The sequence below is a fragment of the Streptomyces sp. SudanB52_2052 genome (genome assembly GCF_964272415.1).
Lineage (GTDB): Bacteria > Actinomycetota > Actinomycetes > Streptomycetales > Streptomycetaceae > Streptomyces > Streptomyces olindensis.
Window position 1 is genome coordinate 5861042 of sequence record NZ_OZ186796.1, and the last position, 19715, is coordinate 5880756.

The 19715-nt window shown below is 69.5% G+C and carries 15 protein-coding genes and 1 pseudogene; 11 read left to right on the forward strand and 5 right to left on the reverse strand.

What is annotated here, in order from left to right; translation table 11 throughout:
* From iolB to ACSUPV_RS26285, 5 genes are all read left to right on the forward strand, one after another.
* The gene (iolB, locus tag ACSUPV_RS26265; protein ID WP_382609410.1) at positions 1-813 is read left to right on the forward strand and encodes a 5-deoxy-glucuronate isomerase; all 813 of its coding nucleotides are present in this window, start codon (positions 1-3) and stop codon (positions 811-813) included.
* A complete protein-coding gene (gene iolD / locus ACSUPV_RS26270; RefSeq protein ID WP_359789919.1) occupies positions 810-2687 on the forward strand; it encodes a 3D-(3,5/4)-trihydroxycyclohexane-1,2-dione acylhydrolase (decyclizing) in 1878 nt (625 codons plus the stop codon). The genes iolB and iolD overlap by 4 nt, the downstream gene beginning before the upstream one ends.
* 14 nt (positions 2688-2701) lie before the next feature.
* Complete coding sequence (mmsA, locus tag ACSUPV_RS26275) at positions 2702-4204, forward strand: CoA-acylating methylmalonate-semialdehyde dehydrogenase (RefSeq protein ID WP_436948672.1); 1503 nt, start codon at positions 2702-2704, stop codon at positions 4202-4204.
* 230 nt (positions 4205-4434) lie between these two features.
* Entirely contained in the window at positions 4435-7089 is a 2655-nt protein-coding gene (locus ACSUPV_RS26280) for a CocE/NonD family hydrolase (protein ID WP_436948673.1), read from the forward strand.
* Positions 7086-7952 carry an ABC transporter permease gene (locus ACSUPV_RS26285; protein ID WP_359789923.1) on the forward strand — a complete coding sequence of 289 codons (867 nt, stop codon included), beginning with the start codon at positions 7086-7088 and terminating at the stop codon, positions 7950-7952. The genes ACSUPV_RS26280 and ACSUPV_RS26285 overlap by 4 nt, the downstream gene beginning before the upstream one ends.
* A gap of 178 nt (positions 7953-8130) precedes the next feature.
* Here the strand turns inward: ACSUPV_RS26285 and ACSUPV_RS26290 are convergent, their stop codons facing one another.
* Positions 8131-8367, reverse strand: coding sequence for a hypothetical protein (locus ACSUPV_RS26290; RefSeq protein WP_436948674.1), 237 nt, complete (start codon positions 8365-8367; stop codon positions 8131-8133).
* 208 nt (positions 8368-8575) lie between these two features.
* On the opposite strand from ACSUPV_RS26290, the gene ACSUPV_RS26295 reads away from it, so the two are divergent.
* Positions 8576-10135 (forward strand): YfbK domain-containing protein, encoded by a 1560-nt coding sequence (locus ACSUPV_RS26295; protein WP_436948675.1) that lies wholly within the window; start codon positions 8576-8578, stop codon positions 10133-10135.
* Between the two features lie 35 nt (positions 10136-10170).
* Here the strand turns inward: ACSUPV_RS26295 and ACSUPV_RS26300 are convergent, their stop codons facing one another.
* Positions 10171-11379 carry a S8 family peptidase gene (locus ACSUPV_RS26300; RefSeq protein ID WP_037765976.1) on the reverse strand — a complete coding sequence of 403 codons (1209 nt, stop codon included), beginning with the start codon at positions 11377-11379 and terminating at the stop codon, positions 10171-10173.
* Positions 11380-11943: 564 nt separating this feature from the next.
* Here ACSUPV_RS26300 and ACSUPV_RS26305 point away from each other — a divergent pair.
* Entirely contained in the window at positions 11944-12288 is a 345-nt protein-coding gene (locus ACSUPV_RS26305) for a hypothetical protein (protein ID WP_436948676.1), read from the forward strand.
* 137 nt (positions 12289-12425) lie between these two features.
* Here the strand turns inward: ACSUPV_RS26305 and ACSUPV_RS26310 are convergent.
* A pseudogene (locus ACSUPV_RS26310) lies at positions 12426-12928 on the reverse strand (transposase family protein); the annotation flags it as partial.
* A gap of 596 nt (positions 12929-13524) precedes the next feature.
* Here ACSUPV_RS26310 and ACSUPV_RS26315 point away from each other — a divergent pair.
* Positions 13525-13734 carry a hypothetical protein gene (locus ACSUPV_RS26315; protein ID WP_436948677.1) on the forward strand — a complete coding sequence of 70 codons (210 nt, stop codon included), beginning with the start codon at positions 13525-13527 and terminating at the stop codon, positions 13732-13734.
* Positions 13735-14147: 413 nt separating this feature from the next.
* Here the strand turns inward: ACSUPV_RS26315 and ACSUPV_RS26320 are convergent, their stop codons facing one another.
* On the reverse strand, positions 14148-14288 hold the full coding sequence (locus ACSUPV_RS26320) for a hypothetical protein (protein ID WP_436948678.1): 141 nt from the start codon (positions 14286-14288) through the stop codon (positions 14148-14150).
* Positions 14289-14798: 510 nt separating this feature from the next.
* On the opposite strand from ACSUPV_RS26320, the gene ACSUPV_RS26325 reads away from it, so the two are divergent.
* Positions 14799-15404, forward strand: a complete 606-nt coding sequence (locus ACSUPV_RS26325) for an LPXTG cell wall anchor domain-containing protein (RefSeq protein ID WP_436948679.1) — start codon at positions 14799-14801, stop codon at positions 15402-15404.
* A 350-nt stretch (positions 15405-15754) separates the two neighbouring features.
* On the opposite strand, the gene ACSUPV_RS26330 is transcribed toward ACSUPV_RS26325, so the two are convergent.
* Positions 15755-17209, reverse strand: a complete 1455-nt coding sequence (locus ACSUPV_RS26330; RefSeq protein ID WP_078650966.1) for a polysaccharide biosynthesis tyrosine autokinase — start codon at positions 17207-17209, stop codon at positions 15755-15757.
* Positions 17210-17517: 308 nt separating this feature from the next.
* On the opposite strand from ACSUPV_RS26330, the gene ACSUPV_RS26335 reads away from it, so the two are divergent.
* Both ACSUPV_RS26335 and ACSUPV_RS26340 read left to right on the forward strand, forming a co-directional pair.
* On the forward strand, positions 17518-18387 hold the full coding sequence (locus tag ACSUPV_RS26335; protein WP_436948680.1) for a glutaminyl-peptide cyclotransferase: 870 nt from the start codon (positions 17518-17520) through the stop codon (positions 18385-18387).
* Between the two features lie 213 nt (positions 18388-18600).
* Entirely contained in the window at positions 18601-19683 is a 1083-nt protein-coding gene (locus ACSUPV_RS26340; protein ID WP_436948681.1) for a glycosyltransferase family 4 protein, read from the forward strand.
* The last annotated feature ends 32 nt before the right edge of the window (positions 19684-19715 follow it).

A 19715-nucleotide genomic window follows, 5' to 3' on the forward strand; every position in this document is an offset into this window, starting at 1 on the left:
ATGACCAGTGAGCTGTACGTCCCCAAGGGCACCACCGCCGACGTGAACTACGTCCTGGACATCGACCCCAAGCGGGCCGGCTGGACGCACAGCAGTCTGCGGATCGTGGAGCTGACACCCGGCGGCACGCACACCTTCACCACCGGGGACAGCGAGTGGATCGTGCTGCCCCTGTCCGGCGCGTGCACCGTGCGCGTCGAGGACGAGGAGTTCCCCCTCTCGGGCCGGGAGAACGTGTTCGCGTCGGTCACCGACTTCGCGTACGCGCCCCGTGACGCCCGGGTCCAGATCGCCTCCGGCGCGGGAGGCCGCTTTGCTTTGGCAGGAGCGAAGTGCGAGCGACAACTCCCCGCCCGCTACGGCCCCGCGCCGGAGGTCCCCGTCGAGGAACGCGGCAGCGGCACCTGCCTGCGCCGCGTCCGCAACTTCGCCTCGGCCGACGCCTTCGACTGCGACAGGCTCATCGCGGTCGAGGTGATCACGCCCGGCGGCAACTGGTCCTCGTACCCGCCGCACAAGCACGACGAGCACCGGCCCGGCGAGGAGTCGGAGCTGGAGGAGATCTACTACTTCGAGATCGACGGCCCGAACGGTTTCGGCTACCAGCGCGTATTCCCCTCGCGTGAGGGCGGATCCGACGTCCTCACGGAGGTCCGCTCCGGCGACGCCGTCCTCGTCCCCGACGGCTGGCACGGCCCGTCGATCGCCCAGCCCGGCCACGACATGTACTACCTGAACGTCATGGCCGGTCCGGGGGAGACGAGGGAGTGGCGGATCTGCTTCCACCCGGACCACACGGAGGGGTACCGATGACCACCCGCCTGACCGTCGCACAAGCGCTGGTCCGTTTCCTCGCCGCCCAGTACACCGAGCGCGACGGCGTCCGGCGGCGGCTCATCGGCGCCACCTGGGGCATCTTCGGCCACGGCAACGTCGCCGGCCTCGGCCAGGCGCTGCTGGAGCACGCCGCGGAGATGCCCTACCACCAGGGCCGCAACGAACAGGCCATGGTGCACGCGGCGGTCGGCTACGCCCGCCAGTCGAACCGCCTCTCCACCCACGCGGTGACGACCTCCATCGGCCCGGGCGCCACCAACCTGGTCACCGGCGCGGCCCTCGCGACCATCAACCACCTGCCGGTGCTCCTCCTGCCCGGCGACATCTTCGCCACCCGCCCCGCGGACCCGGTCCTGCAGCAACTCGAAGTGCCGTACGCCGGCGACGTGTCGGTCAACGACTGCCTGCGCCCGGTGTCGAGGTACTTCGACCGGATCACCCGCCCCGAGGCCCTGATCCCGTCGGCGCTGAACGCGATGCGCGTGCTCACCGACCCCGTCGAGACCGGCGCCGTGACGCTCGCCCTGCCGCAGGACGTGCAGGCCGAGGCGTACGACTGGCCGGAGGAGTTCTTCGCCGAGCGCACCTGGACCGTACGGCGTCCCGGCGCCGACCCGACCGAACTCCTGGACGCCGTGCACACGATCCGCGCGGCGAAGCGGCCGTTGGTCGTCGCGGGCGGCGGCGTCCACCACAGCCGCGCCGAGGAGGCGCTCGCCGAGTTCGCCGAGACCACCGGCATCCCGGTCGCCTCCACCCAGGCCGGCAAGGGCTCCCTGCGCCACGACCACCCCCAGGACGTCGGCGGCATCGGCCACACCGGCACGGCCACGGCGGACGAACTGGCCCGCACCGCCGACCTGGTGATCGGCGTCGGCACCCGCTACACCGACTTCACCACCGCCTCCGGCACCCTCTTCGCCCACCCGGACGTGCGGTTCCTGAACCTCAACATCGCCCCCTTCGACGGCCACAAGCTCGCCGGTCAGCCCCTGATCGCGGACGCCCGCAGCGGCCTCCAGGAGCTCACCGACGCCCTGCGCCTGCACGCGTACCGGGTCGCCGGCACCTACGCGACCGAGTACACCGAGGACAAGGAGCGCTGGGAGCAGCGCGTCGACGCCTGCTACGAGGTGGACGAGCCGGACACCCGCCCCACCCAGCCGCAGGTCCTCGGCGCCCTGGACGCCCTCGTCGACGAGTCGGACATCCTGATCAACGCGGCCGGCTCCCTCCCCGGCGACCTGCACAAGCTCTGGCGGACCCGGTCCCGCGACCAGTACCACCTGGAGTACGGCTACTCCTGCATGGGCTACGAGATCCCGGCCGCCATCGGCGTGAAGCTGGCCGCCCCGGACCGGCCCGTGTGGGCGCTGGTCGGTGACGGCACGTACCTGATGATGCCGACGGAGATCGTGACGGCCGTGCAGGAGGGCGTCGCGATCAAGGTGCTGATCATCCAGAACCACGGCTACGCGTCCATCGGCGGCCTGTCCGAGTCGGTGGGCGGCGAGCGCTTCGGCACCGCGTACCGCTACCCCTCCGAGGACGGCTCGTACACCGGCCCGCCGCTGCCCGTGGACCTCGCCGCCAACGCGGCCAGCCTCGGCATGCGCGTGCTGCGCGCGAAGACCGTGCGGGACCTGCGCGAGGCCCTCGCCGAGGCCCGGGCCGCCGACACTCCCACATGTGTCTACGTGGAGACCCAAACGGCAGACACAGTGTCGGGCGCGCCTCCCGCGCAGGCCTGGTGGGATGTACCCGTGGCCGAGACCGCGACACGGCCGTCCGCGGTCAAGGCACGTGAGCTGTACGAACGGCACGTCTCCACCCGACGCCGCCATCTGTGAAGGAGTTCCCGGCCATGACGAAGATCGTCAACCACTGGATCGGCGGCAAGACCGTCGAAGGCGCCTCGGGCACGCACGGGCCGGTGACCAACCCGGCGACCGGTGAGGTCACGACGAAGGTCGCGTTCGCCTCGGTCGACGAGGTGGACGCGGCGGTCGCCGCCGCCAAGGAGGCCTTCGCCACCTGGGGCCAGTCCTCGCTGGCCCAGCGGACCTCGATCCTCTTCAGGTTCCGGGCGCTGCTCGACGCCCACCGCGACGAGATCGCCGAGCTGATCACCGCCGAGCACGGCAAGGTCCACTCCGACGCCCTCGGCGAGGTCGCCCGCGGCCTGGAGATCGTCGACCTGGCCTGCGGCATCAACGTGCAGCTGAAGGGCGAGTTGTCCACGCAGGTCGCGAGCCGCGTCGACGTCTCCTCGATTCGCCAGCCGCTCGGTGTCGTCGCGGGCATCACGCCGTTCAACTTCCCGGCGATGGTGCCGATGTGGATGTTCCCCATCGCCATCGCGTGCGGCAACACGTTCGTGCTGAAGCCGTCGGAGAAGGACCCGTCGGCCTCGATCCGCCTCGCCGAGCTGCTGGCGGAAGCCGGTGTCCCGGAGGGTGTCTTCAACGTCGTCCACGGTGACAAGGTGGCCGTCGACCGCCTCCTGGAGCACCCGGACGTCAAGGCCGTCTCCTTCGTCGGCTCGACCCCGATCGCCCGCTACATCCACACCACCGCCTCCGCCAACGGCAAGCGCGTCCAGGCGCTCGGCGGCGCCAAGAACCACATGCTGGTCCTGCCGGACGCCGACCTGGACGCGGCCGCCGATGCGGCGGTGAGCGCGGCCTACGGCTCGGCGGGCGAGCGCTGCATGGCCATCTCCGCGGTCGTCGCGGTCGGCGCCATCGGCGACGAGTTGGTGGGGAAGATCCGCGAGCGCGCCGAGAAGATCAAGATCGGCCCCGGCGACGACCCGACGTCGGAGATGGGCCCGCTGATCACCAAGGTCCACCGCGACAAGGTGGCGTCCTACGTCGAGGGCGCGGCGGCCGAGGGCTGCGAGGTCGTCCTGGACGGCACCGGCTACACCGTCGACGGCTTCGAGGACGGCCACTGGATCGGCATCTCACTCCTCGACAAGGTCCCCACGAGCGCCAAGGCCTACCAGGACGAGATCTTCGGCCCGGTCCTGTGCGTGCTGCGCACGGAGACCTACGAGGAGGCCCTGGACCTCATCAACAACTCGCCGTTCGGCAACGGCACGGCGATCTTCACGCGGGACGGCGGCGCGGCCCGCCGCTTCCAGTTGGAGGTCGAGGCCGGCATGGTCGGCGTGAACGTCCCGATCCCGGTCCCCGTGGGCTACCACAGCTTCGGCGGCTGGAAGGACTCGCTCTTCGGCGACCACCACATCTACGGCAACGACGGCACGCACTTCTACACCCGCGGCAAGGTCGTCACCACCCGCTGGCCGGACCCGGCCGACGCCCCGGCGGGCGTGGACCTGGGCTTCCCGCGCAACCACTGAGGTTCTCCGGGGACTGCCCGCGGTTCCCGCAGGCGCCCCCGTCTTGGGGGCGCGGGGAACTGCGCGAGCAACCACGACGTACCCGCGCCCGGCAACGCAGAGGCCGAACCGAGCTCGACGCCGTACACCACCCGCAGTACGCCGAAGACCCCTCGTAGTCCCCTGGAAGGTCTCCCACTTCGGTCTCCGGTCGACAACTGTTCGACAGGTTCACCCCGTACCGTTGACGCATGGATCTTCGACTGCCCGGGCTGAACGGGCTGCTTCGGAGGCCCCGGAGGCTCCTCGCCGCCGGGGCCGCCGTCGTCGTGCTCGCGGGAGCGGGAACGTGGACGGCCGTCGCGTCCGACGAGGTGCCCCCGGTCGACCGCGCCGACCGGGTCCTGGACACGGGGAACGGGGTGCGCATCGACACCTCGTACTTCACCTCCGGCTCGGGCGGCCGCCGCCCCGCCGTCCTGCTCGGGCACGGCTTCGGCGGCAGCAAGAACGACGTACGGCAGCAGGCCGAGGATCTCGCCCGGGACGGCTACGCGGTCCTTACCTGGTCGGCCCGCGGCTTCGGCAAGTCGACCGGGAAGATCGGCCTGAACGACCCGAAGGGCGAGGTCGCCGACGTCTCGAAGCTCATCGATTGGCTGGCCGAGCAGCCCCAGGTCGAGCTCGACAAGAAGGGCGACCCCCGCGTCGGCATGGCCGGCGGCTCCTACGGCGGCGCCATTGCCCTGCTCACCGCGGGCCACGACCAGCGCGTGGACGCCATCGCCCCGGCGATCACGTACTGGAACCTCGCCGACGGGCTGTTCCCGAACGGCGTGTTCAAGAAGCTGTGGGCCGGCATCTTCGTCAACTCCGGCGGCGGCTGTGAGCGGTTCGAGCCCGTGCTGTGCCGGATGTACGAGCGGGTCGCCGAGTCGGGCACGCCGGACGCCGAGGCGCGCAAGCTGCTGGAGGAGCGTTCGCCGTCCGCGGTCGGCAAGGACATCAAGGTGCCGACGCTGCTGATGCAGGGCCAGTCCGACTCCCTGTTCCCGCTCGGCCAGGCCGACCAGGCCGCGAAGGCGATCCGCGCCAACGGCGCCCCCGTCGACGTCGACTGGATCGCGGGCGGCCACGACGGCGGCGACATGGAGACCAGCCGCCTCCATGACCGCGTGCAGAGCTGGTTCGACCGCTACCTGAAGGACGACAAGGGCGTCGACACCGGTCCAGCCTTCCGCGTCACCCGCACCCTCGGCCTCGGCTCCGGCGATGGCGAACCCCGCCTGACCGGCGTCACCTCGGACCGCTACCCGGGCCTGGAGAGCAAGCAGCGCTCCCTCGCCCTGGCCGGCCGCGAGCAGAGCTTCGACAACCCTCCCGGCGCCAGCCCGCCCGGCGTCTCCGCCCTGCCCGGCCTCGGCGGCGCCGGCGGCCTCAGCCAGCTGTCCACGCTCGGTATCGGCGTCTCCCTCGACTTCCCCGGCCAGTTCGCCGCGTTCGAGTCGGCACCGTTCCACGAGGACCTTCAGATCACCGGCTCGCCCACGGCCACCGTCCACGTCAAGTCCACCACCGACGACGCCGTGCTCTTCGCCAAGCTCTACGACGTCGGCCCGGGCGGCACCCAGCCGGTCCTGCCCTCCCAGCTCGTCACGCCCGTGCGCGTCGAGGGCGCCAAGGCCGGCAAGGACGTCACCATCACCCTCCCGGCGATCGACCACGAGATCGACGACGGCCACCGGCTGCGCCTGGTGCTCGCCTCCACGGACCTGGGCTACGCCTCCCCGACGGCCCCGGCGACGTACACCGTCTCCCTCAAGGGCGACCTGAAGGTCCCCTCGGGCCTCGGCCAGAGCAACACCCAGGGCCCGCTGCCCGCGTGGGTGTGGTGGCTGCCACTGGCCGGCGCCGGCATCGCGTTGGCGCTCGTCCTCACGGGCCGCCGCCGTACGGTGGCGGCGGCCCCGCCGGACCCCGCCCTGGCCGAAGTCCCGCTCCAGATCACCGACCTGACCAAGCGGTACGCGAAGTCCGCCGACCGGTACGCGGTCAAGGACCTGTCCTTCCGCGTGGAGAAGGGCCAGGTGCTGGGCCTGCTCGGCCCCAACGGAGCGGGGAAGACGACCACCCTGCGCATGCTGATGGGCCTGATCAAGCCGGACGGCGGCGAGATCCGCGTCTTCGGCCACGCCATCAGCCCGGGCGCCCCGGTGCTCTCCCGGGTCGGCGCCTTCGTCGAGGGCGCGGGCTTCCTGCCGCACCTGTCCGGCCGCGAGAACCTGGAGCTGTACTGGCGCGCCACCGGCCGCCCGCCCGAGGACGCCCACCTCGACGAGGCCCTGGAGATCGCGGGCCTGGGCGAGGCGCTTGCCCGCGCGGTGCGCACCTACTCGCAGGGCATGCGCCAGCGCCTCGCCATCGCCCAGGCCATGCTGGGCCTGCCGGACCTGCTCATCCTCGACGAACCGACCAACGGCCTGGACCCGCCCCAGATCCGCGAGATGCGCGAGGTGATGATCCGCTATGCCGCCGCCGGCCGCACGGTCATCGTCTCCAGCCACCTCCTCGCCGAGGTGGAGCAGACCTGCACCCACCTGGTCGTGATGGACCACGGACAGCTCGTGCAGGCGGGCCCGGTCGAGGACATCGTCGGCTCGGGCGACACGCTCCTGGTGGGCACGGCCACGCCCGTCGACGAGCCCGTCGTCGAGAAGGTCGCCGCCCTGCCGGGCGTCGCCTCGGCCGTCCGCGCCGACGAGGGCCTCCTCGTCCAGCTGGACGCCGACGGCACCCCGCAGCGCCTGGTCGCCGACCTCGTACGGCTGGACGTGGCAGTCCGGTCAGTCGGCCCGCACCGCCGCCTGGAGGACGCCTTCCTCACCCTGATCGGAGCCGAAGCATGAGCAAGCTCGCCGAGCCGCCCGTCGAGGTCGCCGACGGCTACCGCGCGGGCCGCACCCTGCCCTTCCGCGTCGAGCTGGTCCGGCAACTGAAGCGGCGCCGCACCCAGGTCATGGGCGGCGTCCTGTTCGCCCTGCCGCTCATCCTGCTCATCGCCTTCCAGGTCGGCGGCGAGCCGGGCGGCGGCAACCAGCGGGTGAACCTCATGGACACGGCGACCGCGTCCGGAGCCAACTTCGCCGCCGTCAACCTCTTCGCCTCCGCCGGCTTCCTGCTCGTCATCCCCGTGGCGCTGTTCTGCGGGGACACGGTCGCCTCCGAGGCGAGCTGGTCCTCCCTGCGATACCTGCTCGCGGCACCCGTGCCCCGGGCCAGGCTGCTGTGGTCCAAGCTCGTCGTCGGACTCACGCTCAGCCTGGCCGCGCTGGTCCTGCTCCCGGTCGTCGCGCTCATCGTCGGCACGGCCGCCTACGGCTGGGGCCCGCTCCAGCTGCCCACCGGCGGCACCCTCCCCACCGGCACGGCGGCCCAGCGCCTGCTGATCGTCGTCGTGTACATCATGGTGTCCCAACTGGTCACCGCCGCCCTGGCGTTCTGGCTGTCGACCCGGACCGACGCACCCCTCGGCGCGGTCGGCGGCGCGGTGTTCCTCACCATCATCGGCAGCGTCCTGGACGAGGTGACGGCCCTCGGCGACTGGCGCCACTTCCTGCCCGCGCACTGGCAGTACGCCTGGCTCGACGCCGTCCAGCCGCAGTTGCAGTGGACGGAAATGATCCAGGGCACGTCGATTTCCGTAACGTACGCGCTCGTGCTGTTCGCCCTGGCCTTCCGCGGTTTCGCCCGCAAGGACGTGGTGTCCTAACGAGCTCGTGCACGGTAACGGTGAGGCGTCGAGGATGGCGGCGGGACTCGGTTTCACCTCCGCCGCGCCGACGTCAGGTCCGCGGTCTGCTGATGGGACAGCAAACCGGCGACGGCCTGCACGGGGTGACTCATGCGCTCGCGGCGGCCGAGGCGGCGGGTCGGCGCCCGCCAGTTCTTCAGATGGGCGTTGCCGTGTTCGACCCGGATACGGCGTGATGAGTGTGCCTTGCGCTGGCGCTGCCGGTCTGCGCGCCCAGGCCCTGACAGCCGGCATCGGCGAGGATCTCCACGGCGGTGATGCCCGCGCGGCTTCCGGGCCTGGTCGGGCTGCAGAAGAGCACCCGGCCGTCCCCGTCCGTGACCACCATGGACTTGACGGCGTTCTGCTTGCTCTTACCGGAGGTGAGGTGCACGAGGGTGGTTCAGGAGCCGGTCGACGCAGACCCGGCTCACCGGCGCTGGACAGCACCGTCGCTTCCGGAGGGTCACCCACCGGTCTCGACGGGCCGCCTCCGTAGCCGCTTCGAGACGCTTCTGCAACTCTCCGTACCGCACGTTCCGGCCCCCTGCGCCGTCACAGTCGGAAGAAGCCGACGTCAACGGACCGAGGGGGCACGGACGATGGACCGGCACGAGGAGTACGGGCGGCACCAGCGGTTCCGGACACGGAAGCTGAGTGGCGCACTGCTGGCGCTCACGACGGTGGGCGGCCTGCTGCTCACCGGCTGCGGCGAGGGCGGCGCAGGCGAGGGCACCAGCGCCTCGGACAGTAGCGGCCACAACTCCGGCTTCCCGGCCCCGGCACAGCCCGAGGACCTGGACCGCGACCACGAGCACTCTTCACGGCAGCCGGCAGAGGACCACCTCTCCACCTTCGCCCTGGACGTGGACACCGCCTCCTATGCCTACGCCCGCCGCACCCTCGCCGGAGGGCGGCTGCCCGACCCGTCGACGGTCCGCCCCGAGGAGTTCGTCAACAGCTTCCGCCAGGACTACGAACGCCCCGACGGCGACGGCTTCTCGGTCACCGTCGACGGCGCCCGCACCGATCAGGAGGACTGGTCCCTGGTCCGCGTGGGCCTGGCCACCCGCACCGACGGGCGGACCGGCGAACGCCTGCCCGCTGCCCTCACCTTCGTCATCGACGTCTCGGGCTCCATGGCCGAACCGGGCCGCCTGGACCTCGCCCAGAAGTCCCTCGCCGTGATGACGGACCGGCTCCGGGACGACGACTCGGTCGCGATCGTCACCTTCAGCGACGAGGCCGAGACCGTCCTGCCCATGACCCGCCTCGACGGCAACCGGGACAAGGTCCACGACACCATCTCCGAGCTGGACACCCAGTCCTCCACCAACCTCGGGGCGGGCGTCGAGACCGGCTACGCCACCGCCGTCGAGGGCCACCGCGAGGGTGCCACCAACCGGGTCGTCCTGGTCTCCGACGCCCTCGCCAACACCGGCGACACCGATCCGGACTCCATCCTCGAACGCGTGGCGGACGCCCGCCGTGAGCACGGAATCACCCTCTTCGGCGTCGGCGTCGGCAGCGACTACGGCGACGCCATCATGGAACGCCTCGCCGACCGCGGCGACGGCCACACGGTCTACGTGTCGGACACCGACGACGCCCGCGAGGTCTTCTGCGAGCAGCTGCCGCGCAACATCGACCTCGCCGCCCGCGACGCCAAGGCCCAGGTCGCCTTCGACCCCCAGACGGTCGCCGAGTACCGCCTGGTCGGCTATGACAACCGCCGGGTCGCCGACGACGACTTCCGCGACGACGGCGTCGACGGCGGTGAGGTCGGCCCCGGCCACACGGTCACCGCCCTCTACGCGGTCCGCACCCGGCCCGCCGCCTCGGGGCACCTCGTCACGGCGACCGTCCGCTGGCTCGACCCGGACACCCGGACCCCGCACGAGGAGTCAGGCGACCTGGAGGCCCGGGCACTCCACGATGACGTCTGGGCCTCACCCGAGAGCCTCCAAGTCGCGGCGATCGCCGCGTACTTCGCCGACGCCCTCCGCCACGGTGACACCCGTCGGCCGCAACTCCCCGGCCGACCATCGCTGGAGCAACTCGCCGAGCGCGCTGAGGATGTGGCGAGGGACCGCGCGGACGAGCAACTGCACGACCTCACGGAGGCGATCAGGACGGCGGACCGGGCGTACGGGACCAGATGATCGGTTCTCCGCAGGACACTCCTGGAACTGGTCCCCTAGGGAACGAGTCTGAGGAGCCTGTTGGGTGAGCCGGGCCCGATGTTCCGAAGGACTCCGGTCGTTGCTCCGCTGACCAGAGCGCTGTGCACGGTCGCCGGGCTGGCGGTGGGGCGGGAGGTGAGGTACACGGCCGCCGCCCCTGCGACGTGGGGGGTCGCCATCGAGGTGCCGGAGAGAGTGGCCCTCGCCGTGTCACTGGTGTGCCAGCCACCGGGGATCGACACCCCGGGGGCGAACATATCGAGCGCGGAACCGTAGTTGGAGAAATCTGCCCTGTAGTCGGTGATGGTGCTGGCTCCCACGGTGAGGGCAGAACTCACTCGGGCTGGTGAGAAGTTGGCGGCATCGGCGTTCGCGTTGCCTGCGGCGACCGCATAGGTGATACCGGAGGCGATGGAGTTGCGCACCGCGGTGTCCAGCGCCGTGCTGGCGCTCCCGCCCAGTGACATGTTGGCGACCGCCGGCCGGTTGCGGTGCGAAGTGACCCAGTCGACACCCGCGATGACGCCGGCAACGCTGCCGTACCCGTCGTTGTCGAGCACCCGTACCGCAACGATCCTGGCGAGCTTCGCCACGCCGTACGTCCTGCCTGCGACGATGGTGGCGACGTGCGTTCCGTGACCGTTGCCGTCGGATGCGATGGTGTCACCGTCGATGGCGTCATACCCGTACGAGGCACGGCCGGCGATCTGCTGGTGAGTGATGCGCACACCCGTGTCGAGCACGTAGACGGTCGCGGCATTGCCCGCAGTGTTCGGATAGGTGTACGTCCGGCTGAGCGGAAGGCGGGCCTGGTCGATCCGGTCCAGTCCCCACGGCGGGTAGTACTGGGTCCCGTCGTAGTGGACCTTCTGGTTCTGCTCGACGGACGCGACGGCCGGGTCGGACGCGAAACTCCTCGCTCCGGAGGCGCCCACACGGACGGCGTAGCCGTTCAGCACGGAGTTGTAGGCCGTCTCCACCGTGGCGCCGTACTTGGTCGCCAACTGGTTGCCTTCCTCCGAGTCCGCCCTGAACCCGGCGGACTCCTTCAGTGTGACGATGTAGCTTTCGGCGATGGCGTTGGCGGAATCCTCATGGAGCACTTCTCCGGCGGCCGGGGCGGCCTCGGCGGGGAGGGCGGTACCGCACCCGATGACGGCGGCCGCGGCCGCCGCGGCGATCGCCGCGGCGATCCGCCGCCGGGCGGTGAACATTTCTCGCATCCTGAAGAGCCTTCCTCGGGCGGACCCGTGACGGTGTTCGCTGCTGCTGATCCGAGGATGGCCGGGCGCTTCATCGTCGAAATGCCCTGTTAGCACCTTTCACTCCTGATTGGAGCTGATTACCGCGTATGGTCGAACCCTGGGGCGGGGCATCCGACGACATGACCGTCACTCACAGCCAGGCCCGTGCTCGGCCGGTCGGCATGCGAAGGTCCGTCGGCCCGGGAGCGGTGCGCCGGTGAGGGGCGCGGGAATTTCCGGGACGGCGTCCGGCACCCCGAGCGGTGACCTGACGCGCACTCCGGCCCTCGCCCAACCGACGGCGACCAGCAGCATCGCCGACTGCCCTTCGGCGACCTGATCGGACGCTCATAGTGCAAGGACCCCTCAGCCTCTTCTTCACTCCTGTGGGGGAGCGAGTGATCAGCTGGGCGTGGCGGATTGCCGGGCTCACGCGCCCGTGATCACATCTCACCGAACGGCGCTAAAGGGACATTTATGCGCTGCGATCGAGAGTGCTGACCGCCTATGGGGCGATCAGCTCGATTGACATCTGGAGGACCGATGCATCATCACATGCTCCGTTCGGCGGCCACTGTGCTGCTGGCTTCCGCGCCGCTTTTCGCCGCCGCGCCCGCGCAGGCCGCTCCACAGCAGAACTTCCCCTGCTCCCTCGGCCTCCAGAAGGCCAGCAACAACGTGACCAGTACGGTCAGCGTCAGCGTTACATGCGACCAGACGCGGACCGTCGGCGTGAGACTCACGGCGGGCGACACCGAGCTTGCGAACGTCCAGAAGACCGTTCAGGCCGGTGTTCAGGAGAGCGTCACCGTCACCGTGCCCAGAGTCGAGGAGGTCTGTGCCACGCTGCAGACCGGCGGTGAGAGCGCGACGATCTGCTCCTCCTGACGGTACTCCCCAGTCGGCACCTGACTGACGGACACGGCCGCCGTCCATTCCGCGACCCTTGAGGTCTGGGTGGACGGCGGCCGACCTTGTGGGGCATGCCGCCGGCGAACTCATCAGGTCCTGAGCGTTTTCCAACCTCAGTTTGAGCAGACCAGGTGCAGGGTGAGGGCGGCCTGAACAAGGCGGGTGATGTGGGTGGTGGAGCATCGCAGCTCGCGCAGAAGCCGCCAGGCCCTCAGGGTGGCCATGGCCTGCTCGACGAGCGCACGGATCTTCGCGTGGGAGCGGTTGGCGGCCTGCTGACCAGCGGACAGCGTCTCCCATCGCTCCCAGTAGGACTCGCACTGCTCCGGGCAGCGCGGGAGATGCCCATAGCAGTCGCCCCTTGCGGGTCGGCGATCACTTGCACGTCCATGCCGTGCTTCTTGTGTGTCCCGGAGTGGAAAGGTCGGTCGGCGGCGATCCTTTCGATCGGCAACAGCGTGCGTCCAGGATCACGAACGCCTGGTGGAGGCGACCTTCACCGCCTCGGTGAGCGTCGGGGCGAAGGAGGCCGGGACGTCGACGGCCTCGGCGACGTACCGGTAGGCGGTGGTGGTGCCTAGCCGAACCCGGCAGCGAGCTGGGACAGATCGGCGCCAGCTGGGCAGGCAAGCACGCGGAATTCTCTTTCGCCCACGGGGCGTCGAATTACCGCTCCATAGAGAACGATGCACAGCAGCGGCGCCGGTTGCTTCTGGAGCAGGCTCCGCCCTGTCCGCACTGGGTGATACGGCTGTGCAGCGATGCGCAGCGTCAGCCCTGACAACGGCCGTACGTACGAGGCAATTTGGGAAGTGCCCGGACGTGCGGGCGTGGATCTGGGGTGTTCGCGACACGCGTACAGCGCGAAAGCCGGCGGCAGTGCTGCGGGAGAACTCCCGATGACGGACGACGACTACATGATTCCGGGTGAAGAGGGACACCGCCGCGGTCGCCCGGCGTCTGCGCCGACAGTCCCGGTTCTCGCAAGGTCCGCGAGGTGATTGCACTCTGTTGCTCAGACGGTGTGTCATTACTCCATTGGGTGACAGGTGTACCGTGACCTGGGAATTCTGTATTTTTTATTGCTCGCCCTTTGGGGCCAAGCGGATGAAGTTCCGGAGATGGGAACCTTCCAAGTGGTGCCTGCTTGGGTGGTGGGGCAACATCAGTTCTGTTCCTTCCAACGGGGAAGGGACAGAACGGAGATATCAAATGCGCAAGAGCATGAAGCGGGGTGCTGCCGCGACCCTCGCGGCAGTGGCCCTCCTCGCCGGATCCGCCTCCGCTGCCAGCGCCGGCGAGGAGGACTTCGACGGTCCCGTCGTCGTGGAGAACACCAACACCAACGTCAACGTCAACGACAACGACAACACGAACACGAACACGAACACGATCACGATCGACATCACTGAGGCGCTTTGATCCCTCTGGGCGGGTCGTGATCGTTTGATTCCAGTTCGACGGTCAGGGGTCTTTCTCGATTCCCTAGGGGGATCGTGGCCCTAACCTGAAAGCGCCTCTCCCTCGCGTGCGGATCAGGTGACATCCTCATCTGCCCAGGGAGAGGCGCTCCGCTTATCGGTCGCGGGGTCAGGGCATTGTGCAGCATCAAGCCTGGCTTTTCGCCGCTCGGCGGATTCCGAAAGCGAGGGAGTGGGTTGAGCCCTCAGTGCCGCACCTGCGGCAGGCCTCGCAGACGCGGTCGACGAGACGTCTGCGGCTCCCTGCGACCGCTGGGCGAACTCGGCGAAGCGACAGGTGCTGACAAGCGAACGCGCCATCGCCGAACGCCGGCCTGTCGTCCACGGCCTGCTCGGCAGGGGAGTGGCTTTCGGTCAGATCGGGGAACGCGCCGTCGCCCACGGCAGACAGGTGATGCCGCCGACGTACGTCGTGTTCGGCGCTGTGGCGGCGAAGTCCCGCCGGAACAGGTCCGGCACCGGCGTGGCGGACGGATCGAGTACGGTCGTCGTCACGCGCCTGCGCCGCCGCAGTCGGTTCGGTGGTGACCCTGGGATGGCCCCAGGCGCCGTCCCGCTCGGTGTGAATGGCCCGGATCCGCTCGGCGAGTGCCGCATCACCCCGCTCGCGCGGCTCGGGCCTCGCCATCGGCCCACCACGTTCATAAGCCGGAGCGGGCGGCCTCCAGCGTCCGTGCGCGCCTCTTCAGCTCCTCCCGCAGGACCGCCATCTCAGCCTCCAGTCCCTGCCTCGTGGCCCCGCTCACCGGGACATCCTTCGTGTTCGTGGTCGTCGGGTGGGTCCTCCCGAAGCTGCTGGAGGCACCAACTCGGCCGTCGCCGGGTCCGTCGTCAGGGCGACAGGCATGCGCAAGAAGGACCATCGTGCGCCACACCATCCGGTGACTTCTGGTCTAGCTCGAGCTGTGACGCATCGATATACACCATTTATCCATGTATACAGGTCTTGATACGAGGCCGACGTTGCGTCACCCCATCTGACCTCACTCCCGAAAGGTGCAGTAAATGAGAACCTCACCGCTGTGGCGGGTTGCCCTGGCGTCGGCGGCATCCGCTGCTGTCATCGCCGCGCCGCTGGTGGGCGCAGGCACAGCCCACGCCCAGTACCCGCCCCCTGGCCCGAGCCTGACTCTCTCCCCGGACACGGTGGAGGCCGGAGAAGACGTCAGCTTCACAGGAACCGGCTTCGCCCCCAACCAGTTCCCCGTCACGGCAGCGCTGTTCTCGAAGAAGGTCGTGCTCGGCCGGTTCCAGGCCGACAGACAGGGAGTTGTCGAGGGCACGGTGACCATCCCCGAGTGCACCAAGCCCGGCCTTCACACCTTCAAGCTGTTCGCGCACGACCCCGATCTGACCCTTCGTGCGCCCCTCGAGGTACTGCCCCCCGCCAACGGTGTCGACTGTCCCGACGACGATGGCCGCGACGACCACGACGACCACGACGGCCACGACGGCCACGACGGCAGAGGGGACCACCGCGGCCACCATGGCCAGCTTGCGGACACGGGCGACGACGACAAGACGCTGATGATGATGGGAGGTGCGGCGGCCGGGCTGGCCGCACTCGGTGGAGGCACAGTGCTCGCCATGCGCCGTCACCGCAGGTCCTGACGGAGGGACAGGTACACACCGTAGTCCGGTGACTTCGATTCCGGCACCGTGCCACAGATCCCGGAAAGCGCGGCTGACCGCAGCTGCGCTTTCCTTGGCCGGCGCCGCCTGGATCGGGGTCACCGCACTGCTGCCCCGCTTCCAACAGCTCGCGGACGCTGAAGGATCCGGAGGTCCATACTGCGGCGGTCGCCCTCGACCGCTACCCGCCCCGTGGGTGTGCCGCAGACACGTCCCTCAGTTGCAGACCGATGGGTGGCGGCGCCGGCAAACGAAGCCGTGTGCAACGGCGCACCTCCACTCGTTCCCTTGCTCCCTCTGGACGAACCGAGCCCTTCCCTTCTCTCGCCTCACTTCTCACCAGTTGTCGCCGCAGGCGCGCCGCTCTCGTCCAGATGGGCCGACACGCGCGGTGCGGGCAGTTCGCCGTATCCCCTGTAGGCGTCGTAGTCGGCGCCTTTCGGTGCCGGGGCCATGCTGAAGACGGTGCCCAGGACGCGACTGCCCACGCGCTCCAGAGCCTCGACGGAGGCACGGACCTGGTCACGGTTGGTCCTAGAGGCGCGGACGACCAGCAACGTGCCCTGAGCCAGCGGAGCGAGTCCGAGGGTATCGGCGACCGGCAGCAACGGCGCCGTGTCGGTGATCACTACTTCATAGGTGCTCGCGAGCTCATGCAGCAGTTCGCTCATCCGGGTCGAGGCAAGCAACTCGGTGGGGTTCGGTGGCTTGGGGCCACTGGCGAGCACCGCGAGCCGATCGTCGGCTTGCTGGATGACGTCCCCGACGCGGGCCTGCCCGATCAGCACGGTGGTCAGTCCGGCGTCCTGGACGAGGCCGAAGGTCTTGGCCACGCAGGGGCGCCGCAGATCGCAGTCCACCAGGCAGGTGGAGGTACCCGCCTCCGCGAGGGAGAGAGCCAGGTTCGCCGCGGTGTTGGTCTTGCCCTCGCCAGGCACCGAACTGGTCACCATGATGATCCGAGGACGATCGTCGACCTGGGCGAACTGCAGGTTCGTGCGCAGCTTCCGGAACGCCTCGGCGCGCGGGGAGTGCTGCCCCGCTGTGGTCACGAGCGGCCGTTTGGGTGCTTGCTTGTCGTACGGGATGGACCCCAGGCCTGGCAGCCCGGAGAACTCGGCGAGCGCCCGACCGGTCTTCAGGGTGGTGTCGAGAGTCTCACGCAGGATCACAAGCCCGGCCCCGACCAGCAGCCCACCGAGCACTCCGACGGCCAGGTTGAGCAACGGACGTGGCGAGACAGGGGCGGAGGGGGTGGCCGCCTTCTCGGTGATGCCCAGCGAGACGGGCGAGACGGGCGGGGGAGGCCGGCGGTCGTCGGTCTGCCTGGGGGGCGTCGGGCTGGGTGGTGTTTCCAGTTGTTCGACGACGTACGTGAAACGCCTGGCTACGGTGTTGGCGATCGCCGCGGCACGCTCGGGGACGGTATCCCGGACGCTGATGTTGATGAGCACGGTGTTGAGCGGGGCTTCGGCGCTGATCCGGGACGCCAGCTCCTCCGGTGTGGTGCGAAGCCTCAGCGCACGTACCACCGGCTGGGTCACCTGACTGGTGGTGACGATCGAGGCGTACGACTGCACACGCGCCTGGGAGAAGCTCTGCCCCTGAGTCAGCTGAACCATGTCCTCGCTATTGCGGGTAGCGACGAAGAGCTGAGTCCGCGCCTCGTAGACGGGGGTGCTCAAGCCGGTAGCGGAGCATGCGGCCCCGACACCGATCACCAGACAGACCACGGCAGTCGGCCAACGTCTGGCAAGAGCCTTCAAGAATCCTCGGAGATCCAAACTGCACCTCTCATTGAGCCAGGCGAATTGCCCGAAGATGACACACTGTTACCTTTATGTAGTGGTAAAGGTAGGGGATCGAACACCTCAGTCCGGGTAGCCACCCCAATGTCGCCCCGACAACAGCCCTGTAGGCAGGCACCGGTCTGCTGAGGGCACTTGATCCACCCTGCCGATCGAGCGCTGCACCATCTGGTGGCTTTTCCGCAGTGCGGCACGGATTCGGCAGTCATGCTCGCCGTTCGTCGGTGTATGCAGTCTTGGTCAGAGGCCGCCGCTCAAGGTCACCGTCAAGCGAGGAGTCTGCTGTGCCTGAACGCCTGCTGTTCGCTGCGGTAGCCGCGATTTCGGGCGCGCTGCTCGTCTCCTGTGCGGCGGAGGGAGCGAGGGAACACGCGGCTGCCGGCGCGGTCGCAGGGACCAGGGCAGCGAAGGCAGAGTCGGTCTCCGTCGACGGCGTGGAGCAGTTGCGCGTCATGGTGCTCGAGGTTCTTCCGCACGATCCGCGGGCTTTCACTCAGGGATTGGAAGTGGCCGGCGGCACGTTGTACGAGAGCACTGGCCTGGCCGGTCGTTCCTCGGTGCGGGCGGGCCCAATCGGCCGGCGCCCGACACGCCAGAAGGCGCTGCCCGCACCGTTGTTCGGCGAGGGCATCACCGTGGTCGGCAGGAAGCTGTGGCAGCTCACCTGGCGGAATCGGATCGCCATCGAGCGCGACGCCAGGACGCTGTCGGAGGTGCGTCGTGTCCCGTACCCCGACGAGGGCTGGGGCGTGTGCCACCAGCGGTCCAGCAATCGGCTGGTGACGAGCGACGGATCATCGCGGCTGACGTACCGGGATCCGAGAACCCTTGCGAGGAGAGGCGACGTCAACGTCACCCAGGGCGGCCGGCCGGTGACGAAGCTGAACGAACTCGAGTGTGTCGGCGAGGCGGTGTACGCCAACGTCCTGTTCACCGATCGCATTGTGCGCATCGACTCCGCCACCGGTGCGGTGACAGCGAGCATCGACGCCTCGGGCCTGCTTCGCAAGGACGAACGCGTGCACGGATCCGTGCTGAACGGTATCGCGGCCGTGCCTGGCACCGACCAGTTCCTGGTCACCGGCAAGCTCTGGCCCAAGACGTTCCGCGTGGTCTTCGTTGCGGCCGGGCGCACCGGCGACTCCAAGGGCTGAACGGCTCTGCCGTTCCAGTGAAGATCGGCGGGGCGAGCGGGAGAAAGCGCGAAACGTCGCGATCCTTCAGTGTGTCTATTCAGTCGAGGTCGTGGGCGGTTGTCATCGGTGACAGCGACGCCCTGCCGACTGTCGATCCGTCACACAAGGTGGAGCAACGCGGCGATGCACATCGTGCGGGTAAGCTACCGGATCCCTCCCCTGCAGGGCGGAATGGAGCGTCACGCCGAGCGCCTGACGCATCATCAGGTGCGGGGCGGAAACCGGGTGACGCTCTCGTTCCGGCATGGCGCGACGGTACCGGTCGGTGCCACGCGGCTGCCGTTGCGAAGGACTGCCCCGTCCCGGATGCTGGCGCCGACGTCCGACCGGCTCGCGTTCGCGGCGGCAACGGCTGCCGCGATCACGGACCTCTGCGCAGGCTCGACAAGACGTGTCGTGGACTTGGTGCACCTTCACGGCGACCACGTCGAGGCCGCCTGGCTGGGGCCCGTCTGCCGACGGCTGGGAATCCCGCTGTTCCTGACGGTCCATGCGGCACTCGCCGACCAGCATCAGTGGCTCGCCCGACGTGCCTTCCGCAGTGTGGAGGCGTTCATCGCGCTGGGGTCGGTGACCGCTGCCGGCCTTGTGGCGCGTGGCGTGGATCCGAGACGCATCCTCACCATGTCCAGCGGCCTGGAACTGTCGGCCATGCCACCTCCCGTCTACGGCCGGGCTCGTGAGCGCGGCCTGGTCGTCAGCGTCGGCGCGTTGAACCCGATGAAGAACCACGGTCTGCTCATCGAGGCGTTCCACGAACTGGCGAGCAGCCGGCCGGGGGTGCGACTCGTCATCGCAGGCGAAGGGCCGGAGCGTGACCGCCTGAGCCGGCTCGCGGCGGCGGGTCCGGGCGTCGCACTCCTCGGCCCTCTGCCCCGGCAGGAGGTCTACGACCTGGTCCGGCGAGCCGAGGTGTTCGTACTCGCCTCACGGCGACTCCCCGGAAAGGGTGAGGGCGTGCCTACGGCGGCGCTGGAGGCGCTGGCGCTCGGAACGCCCGTCGTGGTGTCCTCGGACGCCCTGCTCGATCCCGTGGTGACCGTCCGCGAGGCGTACCGGGTCTTTCCGTCCGGGTCGAGGCAGAGCCTGGTGAACACCCTGAGAACCGTGCTCGACGACGAGGCGGGCCGTCACCGGATGAGTGAACTCGGGCTGCGCGCGGCCGCGGAACTGGACTGGTCCCGGGTCGCCCGGCGCGTGGACGACTGGTACCAGGTGGCGCTGGGACGGCGGCGCGCCCTCGCCGGACACTGAAAGGAGCAGACCATTGCCGACAACCATTCCTG